Genomic DNA, 21,847 nt, shown 5'->3' with positions numbered 1-21,847 from the left:
TATGAAACGCAACATTAATAATACTTTAACACAAACTAAGTATACTTGATAGTATCAATATATACTTTGATCAATAGATTAGCAATAAAAAAAAGGAAAGGTGCGATTGCTCGCACCTCTCTCAACAAGACATAGACCACAAAAACTACGGCCTGCAACGATTATTCAGTTACGAACCTCTCTCCTAAACCGCTACAAGCACGACGTCGTCAATGAAATCCGTATTGTCGCCGGTCGTCGTACCGACGAAACGAATCGCATGCGTGCCTGCCGCCGCCGTGAAATTGCTCGTCGTATACGAAGTGAACGTCGCGGTCGAAGGCGTATACGTGCCGATGACGGTGGAATCGAATAGGACATTGAAGGTTTGCGTGCCGCCGTGCGTCGTGCGTTTGGCCGCCTTGAAGCTGACCTTGTACGTCCCCGCCGTCAGACTAACGGATTGGGCCATCTCCCCGCTCCGTTGAACGAACGCGGTTTGCACCCCTACCGGCGCTGCCGTCGCGCCGAAGGCGCCGCCGTTGCGCTGAATGCCCGCATCGTTCGCGAACGTCCATGTCGCGCCGAGCGGTCTGTATACGTAATCGGACGTGGCAGGCGATTCGAAGCTTCCGTTGGCCAATGCGCCCGAGCTTGGGGTTTGTTCGGTTAATTTAATGCCGATCACCGACTCGTACGGCGTCCAGAAGGAGATGCTCGCGTTCCCGCCGGCGTTCGTCGTGAACGAATTCGTGAAGCTGACCGAAGTGCCGTTCTGCCAAATGCTCGCTTCATAGGCCGTAGCGACATAAGTCGTATTGGCTTTAAGACCATTGAAATTCACGATTTGATTGTCGCCGCCGGAAGTCGAAGTATTCACGACCCAAGCGACGTGATTGCCGCTCGAGTTGGTGGCGCCGCCGGCAACGATATTCGATGCTCCGTTTACCCACGAACTGCCTCTTAAAGTGAATGCACCGTCCCCGAGTCCGAGTTGTTTCGCCAACACTCTGTAAGTGTTCATTTTCGGCGTTAAGCTTCCGTTGGCGTAAATAGAGTAGAAATCCGCATGCGTCGTTTGCTTGTTGAAGGCGAAATAGCCGGTTCCCGCAACGTTGTTCCAGATCATGTCGTTTAATCTCTGGGCGACGTAAGGGATGGCATCCGTCGAATCGTTATTCATCGAAGATCCGATATATTGCCAATCCCAGTTCCATTCCGTGATATAGATCGGCATGTTGGACACGCCGTTCGCCGACGCGACATTGCGCAAGGCCTGAATATTCGGCTCGCCGTTAGGGGTCATTTGATAATGGTGATAGGACAAGAAGTTGACGTTCGGCTTGATGCTCGCATCTTGCAGCATGGCGTTCGCCCAGCTCGTATCCGTCGTGGACAATGCCGGTCCGCCTATCGGGATCGTCGCGTTGACGCTGCGGATCGCGTTGGCCGCATGCAAGTAAATCGCTTTGTAAGCCGCCAAGCTGTTGGCGTAACCGCTATTGGCGACATCCAAGAAGTGGGTCAGATCCGGCTCGTTCCACACCTCGATATAATCGATTTTCCCTTGGAACCGCTGCGTGATCTTCTTGACGATATCCTCGTACACGGTCCAGTTTCTCGGAACGCCGTTCGTCGCGTTATTATACGATAGCCACGGCACGTTGTAGGACAGGATGATCATGGTCCGGAGACCTTTGTTATCGTAGGTGTCCACCCACCCGTATTGGCTCCAGTCCCAGTTATTCGGATCGTCCACTCCGCCAGCGACGGACATATCGGCGAGATATTGCGTTACCGTCGTATTCGGCAGGATTTGAGACAAGTACACGTCGCGGCGCGCGAAGCCGATCCCGACGGAACGCAAGGCATCTACATCGGACGTGCCGTCCAGAACGTTGATCGCTCCTCCGAAGACGTTAGGGCTGCGTTGACCCAAATTCTGATCATAACGAATCGTAGCGGACGTTGCGGCAGAGCTGATTTGAGGAAAGGACAACATCATCGTCATCATCATGGTCAGAACCAAAGTAAGCGATATCCGCTTTTTGTTAGGCACAAAATTCATTAATCTCACTCCCGTTCGATTTGATTAAGCGCTTTCAATTCTCCAACTCGTCCGATAGTCGCCCGAGCCCAGAACGATCCGATTGCCGTCTACTTGATAATCCGAATCTTCCGCTAGCCTTTGCCCGCTCTCGGCGATCGAGACCGAACTTGCCATGGCCGGCAGCTCTATCGCCATGGATCCGTTAACCGGCACGGACGTCTCGAGAACCCATTGCTCTCCATCGCGTCTCCAACTCGCGGCGTATTTTCCTCTGATCGTTGCAATCGATGCTTGGGCATAAGTTAGCTTGGAAGTCGTTGGAGGTTTCACGATGACGCGGCCGAACGCAACCGATTCGTCGCACATCCGCATTCCTGCTACATGTTCGTACATCCACGCGCTAATGCTGCCGAACATCGGATGGTTATGGGATTCGAGTCCGTCCCATCTCTCCCAGAGCGTCGTGGCGCCTTGCTTCAGCATGTAGCCATAGCCGGGATACTCATCCCTGACTGCCAAGGCAATCGCGGTATCCGTCACCCCCCATCCGCCCAACGCGTCGAATAATAACCCCGTGCCGAATATCCCCGTATCGATGCAGCCGTCGTTCTCCTCCGCATAGCGCGCAAGCAGTCTTTGCCTGATGAACGGTTCCGCATCGGACGGGACGCATCCCAACGCATAGGCGAATAGATCCGACCCCTGCCTTCCGATCGAATACTGGTTCAACCCTCGGTCAAGGAACGCTTCATTGAACGCCGAGCAGATTTCCTCGTATCGCCGTTCGTATTCCTTCCGGTCCGCGGATAGACCCAGCGCATGGGCGATGCGTCCGAGCAGCTTCGTGACATAGCCGTGAAAATAGGTGTTGACGACTTGCTCCGGCAGCTCGATCGAACCTGGAATGCACCAGTCGCCGAGACACCAACTGCCCGGCTCTTCCCTCACGACGATGCACCCGTCATCGGTGCAGCCGCGTAAGTACTCCGCCCATTTCCGCATGCCTGCATAGTGATCCCGCAGAATGCTCAGATCTCCGTACGCCCGGTAGATAAGCCAAGGGACGATGACGTACGCGCTGCCCCAGCCCGGCCCGCCTCCGCCTCCGTTGAAAGGAGCGGTATGAGGGACGAAGCCGGTTTGACGGTTCTGGGCGTCTGCGATATCCTGAATCCATTTGCGATAGAACGAGGCCATCCCGAAGTTATAGATGGCGGCCAGCGCCGTTATATGACCGTCTCCCGTGTAACCCAGTCTTTCGCGATGAGGACAATCGCTCGGGACGCCCCCGTGCATGTTGCTAAGCTGAGACCAACGGTACATGCTCTGCACGCGATTCAATGTCTCGTCCGAGCATTCGAACGAACCGGCGGATTCGACCGCCGAATGCACGACTACGCCGATAACCGCGTCCTCGGCCGGTTCTTCGGCAAATCCGGCGACTTCGACATACCTGAACCCGTGCCAGGCGAATCGCGGCTCGTAGCATTCGAAGCCATCGCCTTTCGCGATATAGACGTCCCGTTGAATCTGCTCCGTCCCGCCCGCGCTCGTAAAGTCCAGCGCGCCGTCCGGATCCAATTCCTCGGCATAGCGCATCTCATACCGACCGCCATGCTCGGACCTCACCCGCAGCCGAACCCACCCCGAGAAGTTCTGGCCCATATCGAATACGTAGACCCCTTCTCGGAGCCGCGTCCGGCTAACGGGTTGTATCGTACCCATCGCCTTATCCGGCGGAGATTGCTGCGCCGTCAGCCGGCCGCTCGGCGCCTTCATGGACTTCGCGAATCGCCACGACGAGTCGTCGTATGCCGCCTCGCTCCATCCTCTCTTGTCGCATCTCGCGTCGTAAACCTCGCCGACGAAGACATTGTCGAACACGATCGGACCGCTCTCGCACCGCCAGCTTTCATCGGTTACGATGCGCTCCTTACTGCCGTCCTCGTATATTAGCTCCAACTGGATTAATATACGGGGGAGTCCGTAGGACATCCGGCCCTCTATCGTACGAACGGTTTGGTTATAGAAGCCGTTGCCTAGCATCGCGCCGATGCATTGCTTGCCCGTAGTCAGTTCGGAAGTGATATCGTAAGCGACGTAGTAGACCGTCTTCGAACCGTTATCTTCGTAAGGATACAGCAGCCCTTCGATCGTCCGATGGTCGTAATCGCTCCAGTTGGGATCCAGCACGTGGTCGCCGACCTTGTTGCCGTTGAAGTAAAGCTCCCCGTAGCCCAGACAAGCGAAGTACGCGACGGCGCGAGCGCAGGGCCGGTCGACCGTGAACGTCGCGCGGAACAACGGCGAACCGGCGACGTCCGGCGCGCCGATCCATTGTCCGTTCCAATCCTCCGCCCGGTACAGTCCCGTATGGAAGAAGGAGATGTCGCCCGGCTCCCCCTCCGCATCCGCTTCATCCCACGCAGCGACGCGCCAATAATAGCGAGAGTCGCTTGCCAGCGGACTGCCCGCGTATTCGATGTGAACCTGTTGATCCGATCGTATCTTGCCGGAGTCCCAATGCAATCCGCGCCCCGCCAGCAATTTCCCGGGTTCGTCGGCTACGGTAATCCGATAAGCCGTTTGAAACCTATTGCGTCCGGCAGCGCTTAATTGCCAGCTGAACCGCGGCGTCTTCGCTTGAATCCCCACGGGGTTCGCAGCATACTCGCATCTAGGATTAACGACATGAATGGTCTGGCTCGCTCCTCTATTATCCTTTGACACCGGAGAACGACACGCCCTTCTCGATATACTTCTGCGCGAAGACGAAGATGACGAGCAGCGGGATCATGGAGATGAACGAGCTGGCCATAATCATGTTCTGCTGCACGTTGCTCTGGTTCTGCAGATCGTTCAGCGCCACGGTGAACGTCCAGTATTGCGGCAGATTATTGACGACGAGCGGCCAGACGAATTCGTTCCAGACCGGGATGAACGTCAGCACGGCCACCGAGGCGAAAATAGGCACGGACAGCGGAACGACGATCTGCAGGAACGTCCGGAATTCGGATGCGCCGTCGACCCTTGCGGCCTGCAGGAGCTCCTTCGAGATTTGATCGAAGAACCCTTTGAACAGGAAGATCACGATTCCCCAGGCGGAGTGCGGCAGGATGATCGCCCACAGCGAATTCACCAAGTGCAAATCCTTCATGAGTAGATAGAGCGGCAAGAGCAGCGATATATCGGGGATCATGATCGTCGCCAGGAAGAACATGATCCAGAAAAACTGCCACTTCCTGCTTCTGATCAGATGAGCCAGCGTATAGCCGGCCAATCCCCCGAAGAACAACTGAAGCCATACCGAAGACAACGTCACGATCGCGCTGTTCATGAAATACTTCATGAATCCAAGAGGACCTGCCGCGTTCATGGCGATCTTGTTCAGCGATACGAAACTGTCGAACATCCGGGTCCACGCTTTCTTCTCCTCGATCTTCACGACTTTGCCTTGGAATAGATCCGACGATCCGTAAAAATCGGCGAACCGCGTCGACAGATCGGTTTCGGCCACGCCCGGCACCGGCCGTACGGCTTGGCCCGCGTCCCCGTACCAAGTAAACTTCGACAGCTTCTTCTCGCGAATGATCGGAAGCTTGCGATCCATCATCTGGTCGTTGAACAGCGTCGACGGAACGACGGTCGGCTGTCCGGCTCGGAAGTTGGAAGAACTCGTCCGCGCCTTATAGATCGTTTTTCCGTTCCGGATGCCCGTTACTTTGACTTCTCCGATATTCTCGCGGATATTTTTCATCCATGGATACCAGATCGCCTCCATGGCATCTTTCTCATACTGAAACTCCTCCATGGGCTCGAGTCCCGAATAATCCAGCGTGACCCTGACCGATTGCGGAATGCCGGGAATCCATTTGGGAGGATAGGCATCGATGTCTTTGTCCGACTTGAAGGCCGAAGAGATCATCCACAGGAGGGGAACAAGCGAAGCAAGCGTGAACAATATCGTGACCGCATAGGCCGTTACGGTGAGCGACCGTTGTCCCTTCTCCGCCATTCTCGTTTGTTTCATAAGGCTCAATCCTTTTCCGCGGAGATTTTATTCTGCACTACGGTCAATATCGCGATAACGACGAACATGAACAAGGACATGGCGCCCGAGATGCCGAACCGGGATTGTTGGAACGCCGTGTTCACGACGAGCATCGATACGACGGTCGTGCTGCCCGCCGGCCCGCCTTGGGTCATCACGTAGATGTTATCGTAAGCCAGCAAGACGCCGGACATGAACGCGATGAATTGGATGACGACGATGAACCGGATGTTCGGCAACAGCATCGTCCACATTCTTCTCCAGGGGCTTGCGCCGTCTACCTTAGCCGCTTCCAGAATTTCCGCCGGAATCGATTTGATCGCGGAATAATAGAGCAGCAGCGAAATCCCGTTGCCTGCGAATACCGCGGGCAACACGATCGCCAGCTTCGTCATATTCAAGTCGTTAAGCCACATGTACGGACCGAGTCCGATGTGATCGAGCCAATAGTTAAGCAGACCGAAATCGGGGTTGTACATCCACTTCCATACGAGAACGCCCGCTACGGCAGGCATGATTGTCGGCAATTGGTACATGAACCGGAAGAACGCGTTCGCCTTCCGTATATCGCTAAGGAGCAGCGCTTGCACGATCGGAATCCAGAAGGTAAGCCCTAGATAAAGCGCGAAAAAAACGAACGTGTTGGACAACGCCTGCCAAAAGGTAGAGGAAGACAAAAACTCGGTATAGTTGGCCAGCCCTACGAAATCCCCGGGCGGGTTGACGATGCTGTAGCGGAAGAAGCTGACGTAGACCATGCTCAGCAGCGGATAGTACTTGAACAACAAATAGCAAAGCACGGATGGAAAGAGAAACAGAACGGGCATCCAACGGATGTTCGCTATTCTCGTCATGCGGTTCCTTCACCCCGGAATAGAAATCGGGGTTCCCCCTTTCGAAAGAACCCCGATCGCTCTTATTTTTTGACTTCCTCGTTGAATTTGTCGACGACTTCCTTCTGGGCGAGATCTTGCGCCGCTTGCAACGAAGCCAGCAGATCGGTATCCTCTTTCAGGAGTGCCTCTTGAATCGGCTTGACGATATAAGGGCTCAAGCGAGCTTTAAGGAAGTATTCCAGGTGCGTGTCCTTCGCCGCCGACTGAACGCCGGTCACGAGCTCCGCCGGCAAGCCGTCGACGTACTTCGTCACTTCCACGTCGGTGCGAACGGAGAGCAGGTTCGGGAACATCCCGTTGTCCTTGTTGTATTGAAGCTGCGATTCGAGATACTCCTTGGACGTGATGAAGGTCGCGTATGTGAACGCCGCTTGTTGCTTCTCGGGAGATGCCTTCGGATTCAGAATCCAGTAGCTGCCGCCGACTTGGGCCGGCGCCTTGCCCGACGGACCGACCGGGAGACCGGAGAACCCGATGTTGTTCAGATCCATCCCCTTGGCGACCAGACCGCCGATCCAGTCAGATCCCGCGATCATCGAAGCCGCGCGTCCCGTGTAGAAGTCCTTCTGGTTATCGTCCAAGCTCTGCACGACGTTCTTCTGGGTTGCCTTATACTTGAACTTCAGATCCTTGTAATACTGAAGCGCCTTAAGCGTCGGTTCGGACGTGAACGTCAGCTTGGCCGTGCCGTCCGGTTGCTTCTCCGTCAGATCGCCGCCCGCTTGCCAGACGTAGTACTCGAAGAACCAGTCCGCCCAATCCATGCCGAGAATCGCGTAACCGTACGTGCCGGCGTCGGCGTTCGTGAGCTTCTGCGCGGCGGCTCCGAAGGAATCCCAGTCCTTCAAGGCGGCAGCCGGATCCAGTCCCGCGTCCGCGAACATTTGCTTGTTGTACAGGAGACCCGTGACGTACATATCGTTCGGCACGCCGTAGATTTTGCCGTCAACCGTCGCGGCGTTCAGGGACGAAGGCAAGTAGTTGCCTTTCCCTTCGAAGCCGTTCCACAGATTCGAGATGTCGGCCGCGATGCCTTGCGCGATGTACGATTCCATGTCCGGATACGGGTTCTTGTACAGATCCGGTTGCTCTCCGCCGGCAACCGCGGTCATGAATTGCTCGCGTTCCTTCTCCTTCGTCTGTTCGACGTGCGTGACCTTGATATGCGGATATTTCGCTTCGAATTCGGCGAACTTGGCTTCCTTGAACGCCTTGTCGGCGCCGTCGGCGCTCGGCTTATCCCATACGACGATCTCGACGTCTTCTTCGGGCGCGGCGCCCGAAGATTCGGACGACGGCGCGGCAGCGCTGCTCTCCGCGGCGGTGCTCGAACTCGGAGATGCATTGCCGTTACCGTCGTTCCCGTTATTTCCTCCGCAAGCGGTGGCCAGCAATGCGACGGACAGCAATAATGCGGATGATGCGGACAAGCGAAGCTTCTTTTTCATATTTGCCTGTTTCCCCCTCGGTTCATCTCGTCTTGCTTACCTTCATTATAGATTCGCCGATTCCGAGGATTAAGCGAATATCTTAAGGGGTTAACCCGAATCGATATGAAATTCTTAAGGCGAATGCGTCCGTTCCCTGTATTGCTTCGGCGTCTCTCCGTAATGCTTGCGGAAGACGCTTCCGAAGTAGGCCGCGTCTTCGATGCCTACCCTTTCCCCGATTTGATGCACCTTCAGATCCGTGTCCTTCAACAGCTTCGCGGCGACGTTCATTCGCGTGTCGGTTAGATAATCGATGAAGCTCTCGCCGTACTTCTCTTTGAACCGCTTGGAGAAGTAATTCGGATGAATCGCGAACCGTTCGCCGATCGCTTGCAAGGACAAGGGCTCGGCGTAATGAACGTCGATATACGCGCGGACGACTTCCATGATTTCTTTGCCCGAAGGGTCTCCGCTTCCGGCAAGGCGACCGATGACGTTGGAAGCCAACCCGATCATTCGATCTTCGATTTCGCTAACCTGCATGACCTGTTGCAGCCAGCGCAAGAGGTCGTCCAGCTCTCCGATCGTCCACTCCGCGTCGACGGCATTGGCCAGCAGATGCTTGTTGAACAACAAATACAGGTCGACGCAGAACCATTCGATTTGCACGAATACGGCGTTCGGATCTTGCGTTATCGCGCCTAGACGCCGTCTCATCCACCGAACGACTTTGTCCGCCTCCAACCGATCGAGCCATTCCCCAAGCAATTTGCTGTCTTCGTTGCCGATGATGGATTGCCGATTCGCCTTATAAGGGGGCTGCGCGGTCCATGGATACACGCGGTTGACGCCATGCAGCACCGCGTTCCGCGCGAATTGCTTCGCGTCGCGGTAAGTGTCCTGGATGCGGTCGATCCGATCCAGGAACGGACCGATTCCGACCGCCGCGTTGATTCTCAGATAGCGGCGAATGCCGGAAGCGATCGTTTCCGCCGCGGCGACGACGCTCGCGCGGTCTTGGCCCGCCCGGAGTCCGAGCACATAGACGAACTCGCACCGGTTCAGCGAATGGTGGATGAGGAAGCCCGATATCCCTCCGGCTTTGAACGCTTCCGAGATCATGTTCTTGATCGCGAACCAGATCAGCTCCTCTTCGTCCTCCGCGAACGAATAATGCGGCAGCTTGAACGGCTCGACCTGGAAGACGACGGCCGAGAACGTCGCGCAGCTGCCGGACAACGCGTCCAACGAGGGGTCCGTCAGGGTCGCTTCTTCTTCGGTCAATAATCGGGTGAGCGTATGGCTCCGCGCCGCTTCCTGTCCCGTTTCCGCTAATTGCTGAAGCTTCAACACCGTCTTCTCTCGATGATCCTCCGCCTGCATTCGTTCGACGAGGCCGTTCAGCGCCTCGTACAGCTCTTCGTCCTCTACCGGTTTCAATAGATAATGGCTCACGCCGAAGCGTATCGCCGTCTTGGCGTATTCGAAATCGTCGAATCCGCTCAGTATGATGTATTCGAGCCGCGGATTCATTTCCTTCGAGAGGCGAATGAGCTCCAGACCGTTCATGCCGGGCATCTGGATATCCGTCACCACGATATCCGGCTTCGCCGATCGAATCAATTCAAGCCCGGACACGCCGTCGTCGGCCTCTCCCGCGAACAGCAAAGGCAAGCCCGTCTGCCTGATCTTATGAATGACGCCTTGGCGTATGATGGGTTCGTCGTCCAGCACAATGTACTTCATCAGCCTTGTCCCCCATTCGGCATCGCCTTCTTGATCGTTAGATAGAACGTCGTTCCATACTCGCCGTTGCTGTCGAAGGTAATGCCGCAACCGTCGCCGTACAACAGCCTGATTCGGTCTTGAACGTTTAGCAAGCCGATGGAAGACCTGTTCTCGATCGATTCTCCGTTCTTCGCCGTTCCGGCTAGCCTCCCGCGAAGCCACTCCTGCCGTTCCGGCTCCATCGGCATGCCGTTGTTCCATATTCGAATCTGCACGTTATTCCCGTCTTCGATCGTGGCTTCGATTCTAACGATGCCGGCATCGCGACTGCGGCTTACGCCGTGCAGAATGCTGTTCTCGACGATCGGCTGCAACAGCATCTTCGGAATCGGCACTTGATCCAGTCCCGGCTCGACATAGATCAAGTAATCGAATTTCTCGTCGAACCGGATCTTCTGGATGGACAAGTACAGGCGGATTTGATGGATCTCGGCCTCCATCGTCGAAATGTCTTCTCCGCTGATGTTATAACGGAACATCTTGGCAAGCGATCTGCTGATATACGAGATTCTTGCGTCTCCGTCGATCGCGGATAAGCTGTCGATGATACCGAGCGTATTATAGAGAAAATGAGGATTGATCTGCGATTGCAACGATTTGATCTCCGCGTTCTTCTTCACGATCTCCGATTCGTACACTTTCATGATGAGCCGGTTGATCTCCTTGGCCATTCGGTTGAACGACGAAGTGATGTATCCGAGCTCGTCGTAGCTTCGAACCGGGAGGCTTACCTCGTAATTGCCGACTTCGATCGCCTTCATCCCTTTGCTTAATCCTTTAAGCGGCGTAATCGTTCTAGAAGAGAATAAGCCGGCCAACAGCATGGAGCATAGCAAGCTTAAGGATCCGAATATGAGGGTTCTCTTCGTGAAATCGGTGATCGGTTTCATGAGCTGACGTACCGGCGACATCGTCACGAGCATCCAGTCGGATCTCTCCAGCTTCTCGTAAGTGACCAATGCCGATCCGAAATCCTTGTCGGAATAGAAGTGTCCGCTCTTGGCCTTCCCGACTTCCTTCAGATCGTCGGCGCTTAGCAGGGAACCGCCTCTCTCCGACGGGAGGAGGGAATGCACGACCGTTCCGTCCTTGACGTTGACGATATACGTGCGGTTCGATTGATCCCCTTCGACTTTCTTGAACCATTGGTCCAACGACTGGAACGAGAGATGGTACATCATGACTCCGATGATCGGTCCCGGAGAGCTGAGCGAGATGCTTCGGATCGCTTGCACGAACGTTAGCGTCTGTACCGTCTGATCCGAGTTGATTCCGTAGATCGTTGACGGCACCCATACGCCCTTGCCGTTCGCTTCGATCCCGATGCGGGTAATACGCTCCTTCTCTTCGGTGAGCATCTCGGGAATGGCATTGCCGGCCCGCAAGGAAAAACCGTTAATCTGATCGACGGAGATCGACCACACGAACGGGTTGTCGTTCACGTAGATCGTTAAATTGCCCTTGTACTTACTCAGCGCGTCCGGATCGCTGCCCATGCTCTTGACGAACTTCTGAAATTCGGAGTCCCTGAAGTGATTCCATGCGAAGCCGCGAACGTTCTCCAAATACGAGTTGAAAGCGACCGCGGACTGCTGCGTCATGCGATCGCTGGTCTCGACGGCCTGCCTTCTAAGCTCTCCCGACGTGCGAAAATAAAAATCCGACATCAGCACGGATACCGTGAGCACGATGATCAGGAAAAACGTCAGCATCATTTTCCGATACAAGGATCTGCCGAAATACCGGAAGACTCTTCTGGCAAGCGCTTTCAAAAGTAACACCGTCCTTACGAATGATTGCTTCCTCTATTCTACAATGAATTTCGCTCCTCATCGTCGGTCGTTTCGCCTTGGAAGTATGAAATATTTAACCGGATTCTATTGAAATCTTCATGTGGCATTCGCATCCTTAATGACGGCATGACGAAGAGCATGCATACCGGTCGCCGGCACGCATGCTCTTCCTTGGCCGTTACGAGGGTTGAACGACCTTGCTTAACCCGTATTTCGAAGGTTGTTCCTCGTTGCGATCGATCCATTTCCCGCAAGTAAAGTCGGGGAACGCTACCGGCATGCTTCCCAATGCGATAGATTGCTCCGATAGGCAGGTAACGGCCATCCAAGTCGCGGTATCATAGACGTCGATAGGGGGAGGCGTATCGTTCATTACGCTTTCGATGAACGCCCGAAGCACGAGGAAATCCATGCCGCCATGCCCCCCCTTCAGACCGGCGTTTCGATATTCTCTCCATAAAGGATGTTCGTATTGTTCCATGTAGCTCTCCAGCGGCTCCCAGGATGCTTCAAGATTATCCGGATCCTCCGCGGGAGATCGGCCTTCGATATGGATCGACTTCTTGTCCTCCATCCAGATGGCCTTCGTTCCTTGAACCCTTCCGCCTCTCGAATAGACTCTGGGCAGCGAAGTATCGTGAATGAGGAATACGGTCTCTCCATGGGCGCACTTGATCATCGTCGTTACGATATCGCCTTGCGTGAATTCGACCTTCGCGTGTTCGTGATCGTCGCCTTTGTTGTCGACGATCCACTGGTTCAGGCCTCTTGCCTTCGAAGACATGGAAGTTAACGACGTGAACCGATTGCCGCGATTGATATCCAGGTATTGGGCAATCGGTCCGATCTCGTGCGTCGGATATAATTCTCCGTTCCGGTGCCGGTAATTGTTGAACCGGTAGTGACGCTTCTCCAGTCCCTGAGCGATTTCGCTTCGAAGATCATGCTGATAACCGCCCTGACAATGGATCAGCTCTCCGAATAGGCCTTGCTTAACCATATTCAGAATGGTCATCTCTTCTCTACCGTAACAGCAATTCTCGAGCATCATGCAGCTTGCGCCGGTTTCTTCGCTGACCCTTACCAGCTCCCAGAGTTCGTGAACGGAATATGCCCCTCCCGCTTCCATCCCCACCGGCTTGCCGGCTATCATGGCAGCGACGGCAATCTCCCTGTGAGTCGCCCAAGACGAAGCGATAATGACGCAATCGACATCGCTTCTCGTAACCGCCTCTTTATAATTGCCGCACGTATCCGGCTTGTACCCGCGGTTTAACCACACGGATTGTACGGCCTCCTCCATCCTGTCTTCGTATATATCGCTCACTACGGCGATGTATACGTCATCCATGTCGGCCATGCAGTTCATCAGGCTCAACCCGCGGCCGCTAACGCCGATTACCGCAACGTTCACTTTCTTAGGATTCATCGTATGCCCTCCATCTACATCCCTGTAATATATTGATCATGACCAAAGCGCAGCAACACGGATTCATCGATAAGGAACACCTTGAATTCAACGATTTATTAACTTTAATCATACTGATACAATAATTAAAGTACATGAATATTCTTGTTCTATACCTGTAATATATTGCAATCACACACTCTCATGATGAAAGGCTTGATCGGAATGTACGGCTATAGCGGATCCGCGCGCGAGGATGACGTTTACCTGGGACACCGCATATCATCAACACCGTACGCCATTAATTGCTGCGGATATGCGAAGCTCGATGATTATGATGTGTCTATCGATAGGACAAGAATCGATCTTTATTTGATTTATCTCATCAACGGCATTGGCCGCTATATGACGGATGACGGCGATATAACCGCGAGAGCCGGCAGCATCATCCTTTACAAGCCCGACGAGCATCAGAATTACTTTTATAGAGCATTCGACAAAGCGGAGCTCTATTGGATTCACTTCACCGGCGACCGGGCCGAGGCTTTACTGGATGAGTTGCGTCTATCCGGCAACCGTGTATTTCAAGTGGGAATACATTCGGAATATATGGAGATCTTTGAAAATATTATTCATGAACTGCAGGTCCAAAAGCCTTACTTCCAACAGAAATGCAATAGCTATTTGCTGCAGCTGTTGTCTTCCTTTTCCCGAAACGCGGAGGCTCTGAGGAGCGGAAATAAAGTACATGAGGGTTATCTCGACAATATCATCAAGGTAATGAATGAAGAATTCCAAAAGGGACACGACATGGACTATTACGCGAAATTGAGCGGATTAAGCATCTTCCAATTTATAAGAACCTTAAAAAAACAAACCAATTATTCTCCGGCCAAGTACATCGAAAAGATAAGAATCGCGAAGGCCAAGGAGCTTTTGCGCGATTCAAGTCTCACTATCGCGGAGATTTCGGCAATTGTCGGCTATACGGATCCTTTTTATTTCAGCAAGGTGTTCAAGAAAGCATCCGGCATCACGCCCTCTGAATTCAGAAGCGCATCCCAGTGACCTGTTGCCGATTCAAGCCTCTCGATAGCAAGAAGGCCGTTCTGAAGAAACGCTTCAGAACGGCCCTAAACGTATGGATATTCGAGGAATCAATCCACCAGCTCGAAATCGATGAAATCGGTGTACGTCTCGACGCCGGAATAATCGATGAGCACGAAGCCGTACTCGTAGACGCCGTTCGGCAGCATGTCGTAGCTCAGATCGATATCGTCGCCTACGACGAACTCGTCGCCGTCAATATAACCGACATCGTCCCCGTCGCTCGTATACACGTAGTATTGCGGAACGATGCGGTCTCCCGGCTTGAGCTGCACGATATTCTTGTCCGGCATGCCCGACTCCGAGTCAAGACCGGCCCAGGCGCCCATGACCTCGAACGTTCCTTCCTCCGTGTCGTAATGGACGAGCACGTCCATCTCCTTGCCGTTGAGCTTGACCGGAATCGCATAGCGAATATATCCGTCGCCTTGCGAGACGAGATCCAGCACGACGAAGTTGCCGTCCCACATGAGCCACTCCCCGGTGAAATCGTCGCGGATAACGCCCTGTTCCCAATCGACGTCGACGAAGTGATCGTAGCCCAGGTAGATCAACGCACTATCCTCGCCGGCTTCGTCGTCCGCATACATCGACACGACCGCATAGATCTGCTCGATCTGCTCCAGCGCATCCGGATCGACGCTAACCTCGTAAGGCGCGTATTCGTCTTCCTCGTCGTCGTTATAGTTGAAGATGAGATCTCCGCTCGCGGCGAAGTCCACCTGCTCCGTATCGCTCATCAAGCCGTCGACGTAATCTTGGAGGAACTCCGTATAGACCTGCGAGAACCCGATTTGGGCGAAAGTCTCTAGATTGTCGGCGAAGCTATCCTTGTTGCGGTGAGGAAAATAGATCGATAGCCCGTTCGCGTCCGGACGCCCCTCGCTGTTAATGTTATAAACAACGGCCTGTTGAACCGCCGCCTCCAGCGCGGTCGTCGTATCCGGATAGCTGGCGTTGACGTTGCGGGCAAGCGAGAGCAAATCCACCATATCGATCGCTTCCTCCGGCGAAGAGGAGCCTCCGTATTCCTCCGCGCGGCTGCGGGCGTTCGCGAAGCTGTAGAACTCGGCCCGATCGTTCACGATGGCGGAGCTTGCTTCTTGGACGAATGCCTCGAGCGCGGTCACGACGTTCCCTATCTTGCTAAGATCGGTCACCGACAGCGTGATATTCTTCTCCTGTCCGTTATCCGTAGCCTGCTCCCGGTAGGAATCCGCGATCCACCGCCCCAGCGTCGCTCCGTCGACGTCGGAGGATGCGCTTAATTCGCCAAGCGCCCGGCTATAGTCCCAGCCATGGCCCGGCTCCAGCTCCTCCGAGGCAACGAGATAATTGCCGTAAGGGCTGAGCAAGGATGCGTTCTCCACCGTAGCCATCAAGCAAGTGTCGAAGCCGATCAACTCGAACTTCCGTCCGGTCTGTTGATAAGCCGCGGCGATCCCCTTCTCCAGCTCGTCCAGCCTCAGCGAATTGCTGCCATACCATTCGTCCGAGCCATAGCCGTACACGGAGCCGCCGCCGTGGTTCCAGAAGATGAGCGCGTATCTATCCGCGGGATATTGCTCGACTCCCCATGCGATGAAATCCGTCAGCGTGCCGGCCTCGCCCATATTGCGCTTCCCGACATCCTGCAGGTGCGCGAAGCTGCCGTTCTCGATCAACCAACGCTGGTTCTGCTGTCCGTCGATCTGCTCGTTCGCCCAGGCCAACGTTCCGCCCGTCTCCAGCACGACCCGCGCGCGATCACCGGTTAGGCCGGCGACCATCTCTTCTATATCCGCGCTGGCTGCTCCCGAATACTCGCCGATCTCTTCGTCATAAGTGCTCTCTAGGTCGGAACCGTTCATATAGACAAGTACCGTATAATCTCCGTCGCCGTCCGACGCCGGCTTCGCGCTATCTTGATCTTGGACGATGGCCTCCGCTTCCCGCTCCGACTCCTCCGGCTCCCCGTCGGATACGAGCGCCCACACGACAATAAGCGCCAAGACGGCCGCAGCGCCAATGCCTATCTTCATCCCTTTGCTCAAGCGACTTCCCCCCATTGTAGACATCTCTACCGATAAGAGATTACCTCTTCCGCGCTTCGCTAACAACTAACTTTCGTATGAAATGCGCCTAATTTCGACGTTTGCCGTCGAAAAATCAGGAAAAAACGAAGTTCTCATACTTAAGTTTGATGCCGACTCGACGGAGCGGATGTGATGATGGGGATGTATCGCGCAGACGGTACGGAATATCGACGACAACATGGAATGGGGGAGGCCATTATGGTCCGACAAACAAAGAGCAAACGATTGAAGCTGTCTCTCATTGGCTTGGTACTCGTTGCCTTGCTCATCGCGGCAGGCTGCGGCAAGTCGAACGACGAAGGTAACGAAAGCAACGAAAGCAATGCGGGCACGAGCGAGAATGCGACGGCATCCTCTGCATCCGGCGAGGTTTCGGTCGCCGAGGATGTGCAAGCTTACAACGAATCCCTGTATGGTTCATACGCGGAAATTATGAAAGCCGTGAACACGATGACGGACGCCGGCGATGCTACGCCGGAGGAGCAACTGGCGGCGATCGATGGTGACATTAGCAAATTGAACGGGTTGTTGAGCGAATCGACTGCTTACCAAGCGAATACGCAGGAACTGCAGCAGCATCACGATGCCATTACCGCCGGCTTGCAAGGCTATTCGACCGGACTTAACGGGCTCAAGGACGCGCTTGCGTCGGGAGACGAGATGAAGCAAGTGGAAGCCGTCTTCAACCTATTCGAGCCGCTCGAAGCGCTGGCTACGGCGGAAGAGAATTACCGGACGTTCGCGAAGGCTAACGGCGTCGAACCGGAGTTGGTCGTCGATCATCCGGCTCCAGCGGCGGAGGAGTGATGAATATGGAACCAGTTACGGTTACGAGCGAAGCAGCGGCAGTGAAAGAGAAGCGCGGATTCGATGGTTGGCTTGAATTGATCATCGTCATTATGCTTGGCGTTACCGCGCTATTAACGGCGTGGGCCAGCTGGATCGGCGGTCTGCATGGAGGCAACCAAGCGGGCAACTATGCCAAAGGAAACAACCTGTCCGCGGACGGAAATTCGCGTTGGAATGAAGCTGCACAGACGTTAATGCAGGACTATCTGACTTACAATGCAATGAACGGCATGGAGATCGACCAGGCTTATGCGATCGAGCAAGGCAATACCGAGGAAGCGGATCGTCTCGAATGGAAGAAGGACGAGATGAGAGGCGCGAACATGACCGAGGAGTTCCAGGCCGCCTATGATTGGGCATTGGAACAGTCCAACGAGACGGGCGAGCATGTTACTCCGTTCGACCAAGAGGGTTATCTTGATTCTTACTACGCGGATGCGCAAACCGTGCTCGACGAAGCGCAGGTCGTCATGGATCAAGGCGAGAAGGATAACACGAACGGCGATGCCTACGGCCTCGTAACGGTCATCTACACGGTCGTCTTGTTCATTCTCGGTATCGTCAGCACGTTCAAGGGCAGGAGCAACCGAGTGGGACTCACCGCCGTCGCGATCGCCGCGTTCCTCGTCACGACGATCTATATGCTGACGATTCCGATGCCATCGGGCTTCGATTTGATCTCTTACATTACGGGTTGATTCGGCGGCAACGGCAACAGGACAGTCTACTCCCGCGGAGCAGACTGTCCTGTACTGCGAAGACCTATTTGATCAGCGTTAATTCGCGCGCGACGCCTACGGCTTGCGCGCGGCGTTTGACGTTAAGCTTCTGATAGATATTGTAGACGTGCGATTTGACGGTAGCCTCGCTGACGAATAATCGAGCCCCGATTTCTCTATTGGAGTAACCGTCGGCGATCAGTTGCAAGATTTCCAACTCTCTCCCCGTCAAGCTTTCCACCATGCCGGAGAACCCGTCCACGATGAGATTCGGACCTACGTTCGGCACATAACGGCGATCGTCAGCCTTCCCTTGCCCTTCGTCCTGCGTCGGACGCCGCAGCAGATGCAAATAGACGAATCGCGTAATCAGCATTTCGATCGTATCCACCGATTTTTGCGAGAACACATGCGAGATCGTTCGATTGTCCGCGATCAATACGGCTCTCTGATTGTCCGGAAGCATGATCGGCATGCATAGTAACGCTTTAACTCGATTGTTCCTAACATAGCAGTCCGCCGCGTGCTTGCTTGTCATCGCGTTATCGATCACGATCGTTTCGTTCGCGCTGCTAACATAGCGAACAAGCTCCATATCCATTGCTTCCGAGTACCCATCCTGCCGATCTTGACCTTCCGAATGCGCCAATAGAGCCGGAGAGCCGGACGTCATATGCAATAGAACAGCCCGTTCGGCACCCGTCTGAAGCTTGACGGCACGCAACAGTCTTTGCAGACCGTCCGTCAGATTGTTCGGAACGACGGCGCTATCTATGGAAGTCCAGCTCGATTCCTCCGGGGCTTGCGCCGCTGCTTCTTCGCGTACGATCCGTAACCTTTCCCCAGCGTTCGCGCGCCCGATTTCCGCCGCTTGCTCGCCGGTATCGCGCTCTCCCCTAACCCCGTGAGAGAGATTCGGATAGCGATCGAGGAGGCTGTTCGCCTTGACGATTGCGCCCCATGATTTGTAAGCGGCAATCGCGCCAAGCAGCGAGATAGAGCACCCCGTCGCCTGCTCGTTCTCCTCGTACAGATAAGCGGATTGCTCGTAGGCGATCGCTTCGATCAAGCCGTTCCGCTCTTGCTTCGCTTGTTTGATCGCCCGTTCATAATGCAGCAGCGCTTCATAATAGCGATCGTTCAACCGGCTTGCCTCCGCGAGAACGAGCTCATGCGCCGCGCTGTCCGCGCCGTAAGCGCCGCGCCAACGCCGCATGCGCTTCGCCCGGCGCTGAACGATTCGTTTGTAATCGTCCTTCGCCGCGGCCGTGGTCGAGCGGCACAGCTCCGCCGCAAGCAAGGCTTCGTACATCCGCATCCGGCGGTTGCGAATCCAGTCCAAGCCGAATTCATTCGTGCGAGCCAGCAAGATCCATTTCATCCCGACTTCTGGCTTGCGAGCCAGAAAGGCTTGTTCGGCCCGTTGGATCGCAATGTAATTATCGATATCGTCCGCCTCTCCGTCGTCATTCAGCCGTATGAAGGCAAGCAGGGCGTCGCGATCCTTCCACGAATCATAGTAATCCCGGGCATATTGCTTGTAATGCAACGTCGATGCTACTAATTGTTGTTGATGATCGCCTTCCAATAATCGAAACAGTTGTTCGAGATGCGGCAGGTACCCCTGCGAGAGTACCATCAGCGATATCGATGCGGCATTCACGAGATGGTTATGGCCTTGTTCGCCGGCTCGCTCGATTACCTTCAGCAATCGCTTCTCCGCCCTGTCCGGGTCTTCAAGCTGATTCAACAAAGACCCGGTTAGTTCCATGTGAATATAATCCGTAGGATGCCGGTCTTGGACAAGACGCTCCGCAAGAGCAAGCAAATCCTTGGGCCATAATTGATAGATTTGCGGTAACGCGCGTTGCAATACGACCTCATAGGAGCCGATAATACCGAGCAGATTCCGACATATCCCTTGGCTCAACGCGTAACGAATAAACCTCGAATACTGAATCATATAACCGACCGGGTCTTGAATCGCATAGGGAAAGACTAGCGAATCCATAAGCGCGGTTTGAGCGATATAAGACGGCCGATCCGTAATGGATAACCATTCGGGGTGCTTGAATGCCGCTCTTGCCGCCCGCAACGTCCGAACAACCTCGACCAATGCGCTCCCCGCGTTCTTACCGGTGCCGAGCCGTAGGCCGAATCGCTCCAATGCTTCCTTGCCGATCGTAATGGCCATTCGATTATCGGTGAATTTGTGCATCTCCATCTTGGCTAAGCACATATACAAGTAATCTTGCTCCCGGAGCTTATCGATATGTCGTTCGACTCGGTCGGTATACAACCTGGCGCGATCGTATTGATTGATGTAATACAGAGAGAAGGAGTACATGAGCAGCATATGAAGGGAATGCTCCGAAGGCGCGGCTTGAATCGGTTCGCCGAGATCCAACAATTCCGGCGCAACCGCCCGCAGCGCAAGCTCGAAATCTTCCGCCGCCTTATAGAATCGATAGTCGTGGAGCGCCGTCGTCGCTTGGTCGTAATTCAACAGGGCGAGTCGCTGCTTAATGGATTCATCCATCACGGATACGGCTTTATTCCAGTGAGCCCGACCGAACTCCGCATCCGCCTCTTCATACAGCGAGCCTAACCGCAGATGCGATTCGGCGCGTTCTTGCTCGGATAGTTGCAGGTAGGCATAGTCGCGAAGCTCCCTTAACAAGAACAGATACCGGACCCCGTCCTCGTCCGACTCGCTATCCGCCCGTTCGTCGCTCATCGCGATGATGCCATGCGCCAGCGCATCCGCAAGCAAGCGATGAAGCTGTTCCGGGTCCGTTCCGCTAATGAACGTCAGCTGCGGTCGGCTGAACTGCATCCCGATAACGGACGCATAGGACAGCAGCCGTAACGCGGCCGGCGGCAATCGTTGAACATGCTCGAGATGCAGCGATAGCTTCGCCTCGTCCCGGAGTACGTTGGACATCGAATGAAGCTGCCACATCCACTTATGCCCCGAATAATCGTAATAGAGCGTGCCCGAGCTTCTCCATTGCTCCAGCAACTCGATCACGCGACTCGGAATGCCGTCCGTCCAGTAATGGATGACCCAGCACAGTCGTTTGATTCTGGTCGATCGTTCCGTTAGCGCATGCTCCATCCAGCTCTTGAGCTCTTCATAGCGAAGCGGTCGAAGCATCCCCTCGTCATCGAGACCATCGTACAGATGCAATTGCTGCTTGCGATCCGCGACTCCTAGTTCCCGAAGGTCGCTTCGTTGCTCCAAGTCGTATAACAAGCCGTACGCGGATTGATAGCGGTCATCCGGCGACTTGGCCAGCAGCTTGGCAATGATGTTGCCGAGCGTACGATCGATCGGCTCGTTCGCATCGCCCTGCAATCGACCGGGCGAAGCATAGAGGTGGACATGCGCCCAATCCTCGTATTCTCCCAGCTCGAACGGCAGTTCTCCGAATACCCATTCATATAGGATAATACCAAGCGTATATAAGTCGCTGCGAACATCCGGCATGCGATTAATAATGCCGAACTGTTCCGGCGCCATATAGGCTCTCGGCTGTCGTTCGGCATGGAAATTCCAGCTTATCTGATCGGTTTGCGGATGAACGGTAATCTGCCCCGTATGCAGATTCCCCTGCAAGCCTTGTTGTTCATGCCTTTTAAATAGGATGGAAGCTAGTTGTATCGCGATAAGTACGATTCGCCCATCATTCGTCGGCATGT

Annotated in this window: 13 protein-coding genes; 3 read left to right on the top strand and 10 right to left on the bottom strand. The window is 54.6% G+C overall.

The window, feature by feature from the left end:
• Positions 1–184: 184 nt before the first annotated feature.
• The 8 genes from ACFQZG_RS05210 to ACFQZG_RS05175 form a co-directional block, all read right to left on the bottom strand.
• Positions 185–2,047: a GH39 family glycosyl hydrolase gene (locus ACFQZG_RS05210; protein WP_378150502.1), complete on the bottom strand. Its 1,863-nt coding sequence runs from the start codon at positions 2,045–2,047 to the stop codon at positions 185–187.
• A 24-nt stretch (positions 2,048–2,071) separates the two neighbouring features.
• Positions 2,072–4,759: a family 78 glycoside hydrolase catalytic domain gene (locus ACFQZG_RS05205; protein WP_445297462.1), complete on the bottom strand. Its 2,688-nt coding sequence runs from the start codon at positions 4,757–4,759 to the stop codon at positions 2,072–2,074.
• Positions 4,746–6,059, bottom strand: a complete 1,314-nt coding sequence (locus ACFQZG_RS05200) for a carbohydrate ABC transporter permease (RefSeq protein WP_378150500.1) — start codon at positions 6,057–6,059, stop codon at positions 4,746–4,748. Before ACFQZG_RS05200 ends, ACFQZG_RS05205 begins: the two co-directional genes overlap by 14 nt.
• 5 nt (positions 6,060–6,064) lie before the next feature.
• A complete protein-coding gene (locus ACFQZG_RS05195) occupies positions 6,065–6,934 on the bottom strand; it encodes a carbohydrate ABC transporter permease (RefSeq protein WP_378150499.1) in 870 nt (289 codons plus the stop codon).
• Between the two features lie 62 nt (positions 6,935–6,996).
• A complete protein-coding gene (locus ACFQZG_RS05190) occupies positions 6,997–8,424 on the bottom strand; it encodes an extracellular solute-binding protein (protein ID WP_378150498.1) in 1,428 nt (475 codons plus the stop codon).
• Between the two features lie 114 nt (positions 8,425–8,538).
• A complete protein-coding gene (locus ACFQZG_RS05185; RefSeq protein ID WP_378150497.1) occupies positions 8,539–10,152 on the bottom strand; it encodes a response regulator transcription factor in 1,614 nt (537 codons plus the stop codon).
• A complete protein-coding gene (locus ACFQZG_RS05180; protein WP_378150496.1) occupies positions 10,152–11,966 on the bottom strand; it encodes a cache domain-containing sensor histidine kinase in 1,815 nt (604 codons plus the stop codon). The genes ACFQZG_RS05185 and ACFQZG_RS05180 overlap by 1 nt, the downstream gene beginning before the upstream one ends.
• A gap of 199 nt (positions 11,967–12,165) precedes the next feature.
• A complete protein-coding gene (locus ACFQZG_RS05175) occupies positions 12,166–13,416 on the bottom strand; it encodes a Gfo/Idh/MocA family protein (RefSeq protein WP_378150495.1) in 1,251 nt (416 codons plus the stop codon).
• Between the two features lie 204 nt (positions 13,417–13,620).
• Between ACFQZG_RS05175 and ACFQZG_RS05170 the strand changes: the two genes are divergently transcribed.
• Complete coding sequence (locus ACFQZG_RS05170; protein ID WP_378150494.1) at positions 13,621–14,463, top strand: helix-turn-helix domain-containing protein; 843 nt, start codon at positions 13,621–13,623, stop codon at positions 14,461–14,463.
• 89 nt (positions 14,464–14,552) lie between these two features.
• On the opposite strand, the gene ACFQZG_RS05165 is transcribed toward ACFQZG_RS05170, so the two are convergent.
• On the bottom strand, positions 14,553–16,535 hold the full coding sequence (locus ACFQZG_RS05165; protein ID WP_378150493.1) for a clostripain-related cysteine peptidase: 1,983 nt from the start codon (positions 16,533–16,535) through the stop codon (positions 14,553–14,555).
• Between the two features lie 240 nt (positions 16,536–16,775).
• Between ACFQZG_RS05165 and ACFQZG_RS05160 the strand changes: the two genes are divergently transcribed.
• Both ACFQZG_RS05160 and ACFQZG_RS05155 read left to right on the top strand, forming a co-directional pair.
• Positions 16,776–17,384, top strand: a complete 609-nt coding sequence (locus ACFQZG_RS05160; RefSeq protein WP_378150492.1) for a hypothetical protein — start codon at positions 16,776–16,778, stop codon at positions 17,382–17,384.
• A 5-nt stretch (positions 17,385–17,389) separates the two neighbouring features.
• Positions 17,390–18,124 carry a hypothetical protein gene (locus tag ACFQZG_RS05155; protein WP_378150491.1) on the top strand — a complete coding sequence of 245 codons (735 nt, stop codon included), beginning with the start codon at positions 17,390–17,392 and terminating at the stop codon, positions 18,122–18,124.
• A 64-nt stretch (positions 18,125–18,188) separates the two neighbouring features.
• On the opposite strand, the gene ACFQZG_RS05150 is transcribed toward ACFQZG_RS05155, so the two are convergent.
• Positions 18,189–21,764, bottom strand: coding sequence for a LuxR C-terminal-related transcriptional regulator (locus tag ACFQZG_RS05150; protein WP_378150490.1), 3,576 nt, complete (start codon positions 21,762–21,764; stop codon positions 18,189–18,191).
• Positions 21,765–21,847: the final 83 nt, after the last annotated feature.

Source organism: Cohnella sp. GCM10027633 (assembly GCF_042675445.1).
In the GTDB taxonomy this organism is placed as follows: domain Bacteria; phylum Bacillota; class Bacilli; order Paenibacillales; family Paenibacillaceae; genus Cohnella.
This window is presented reverse-complemented; position numbering and strand designations above follow the sequence as displayed.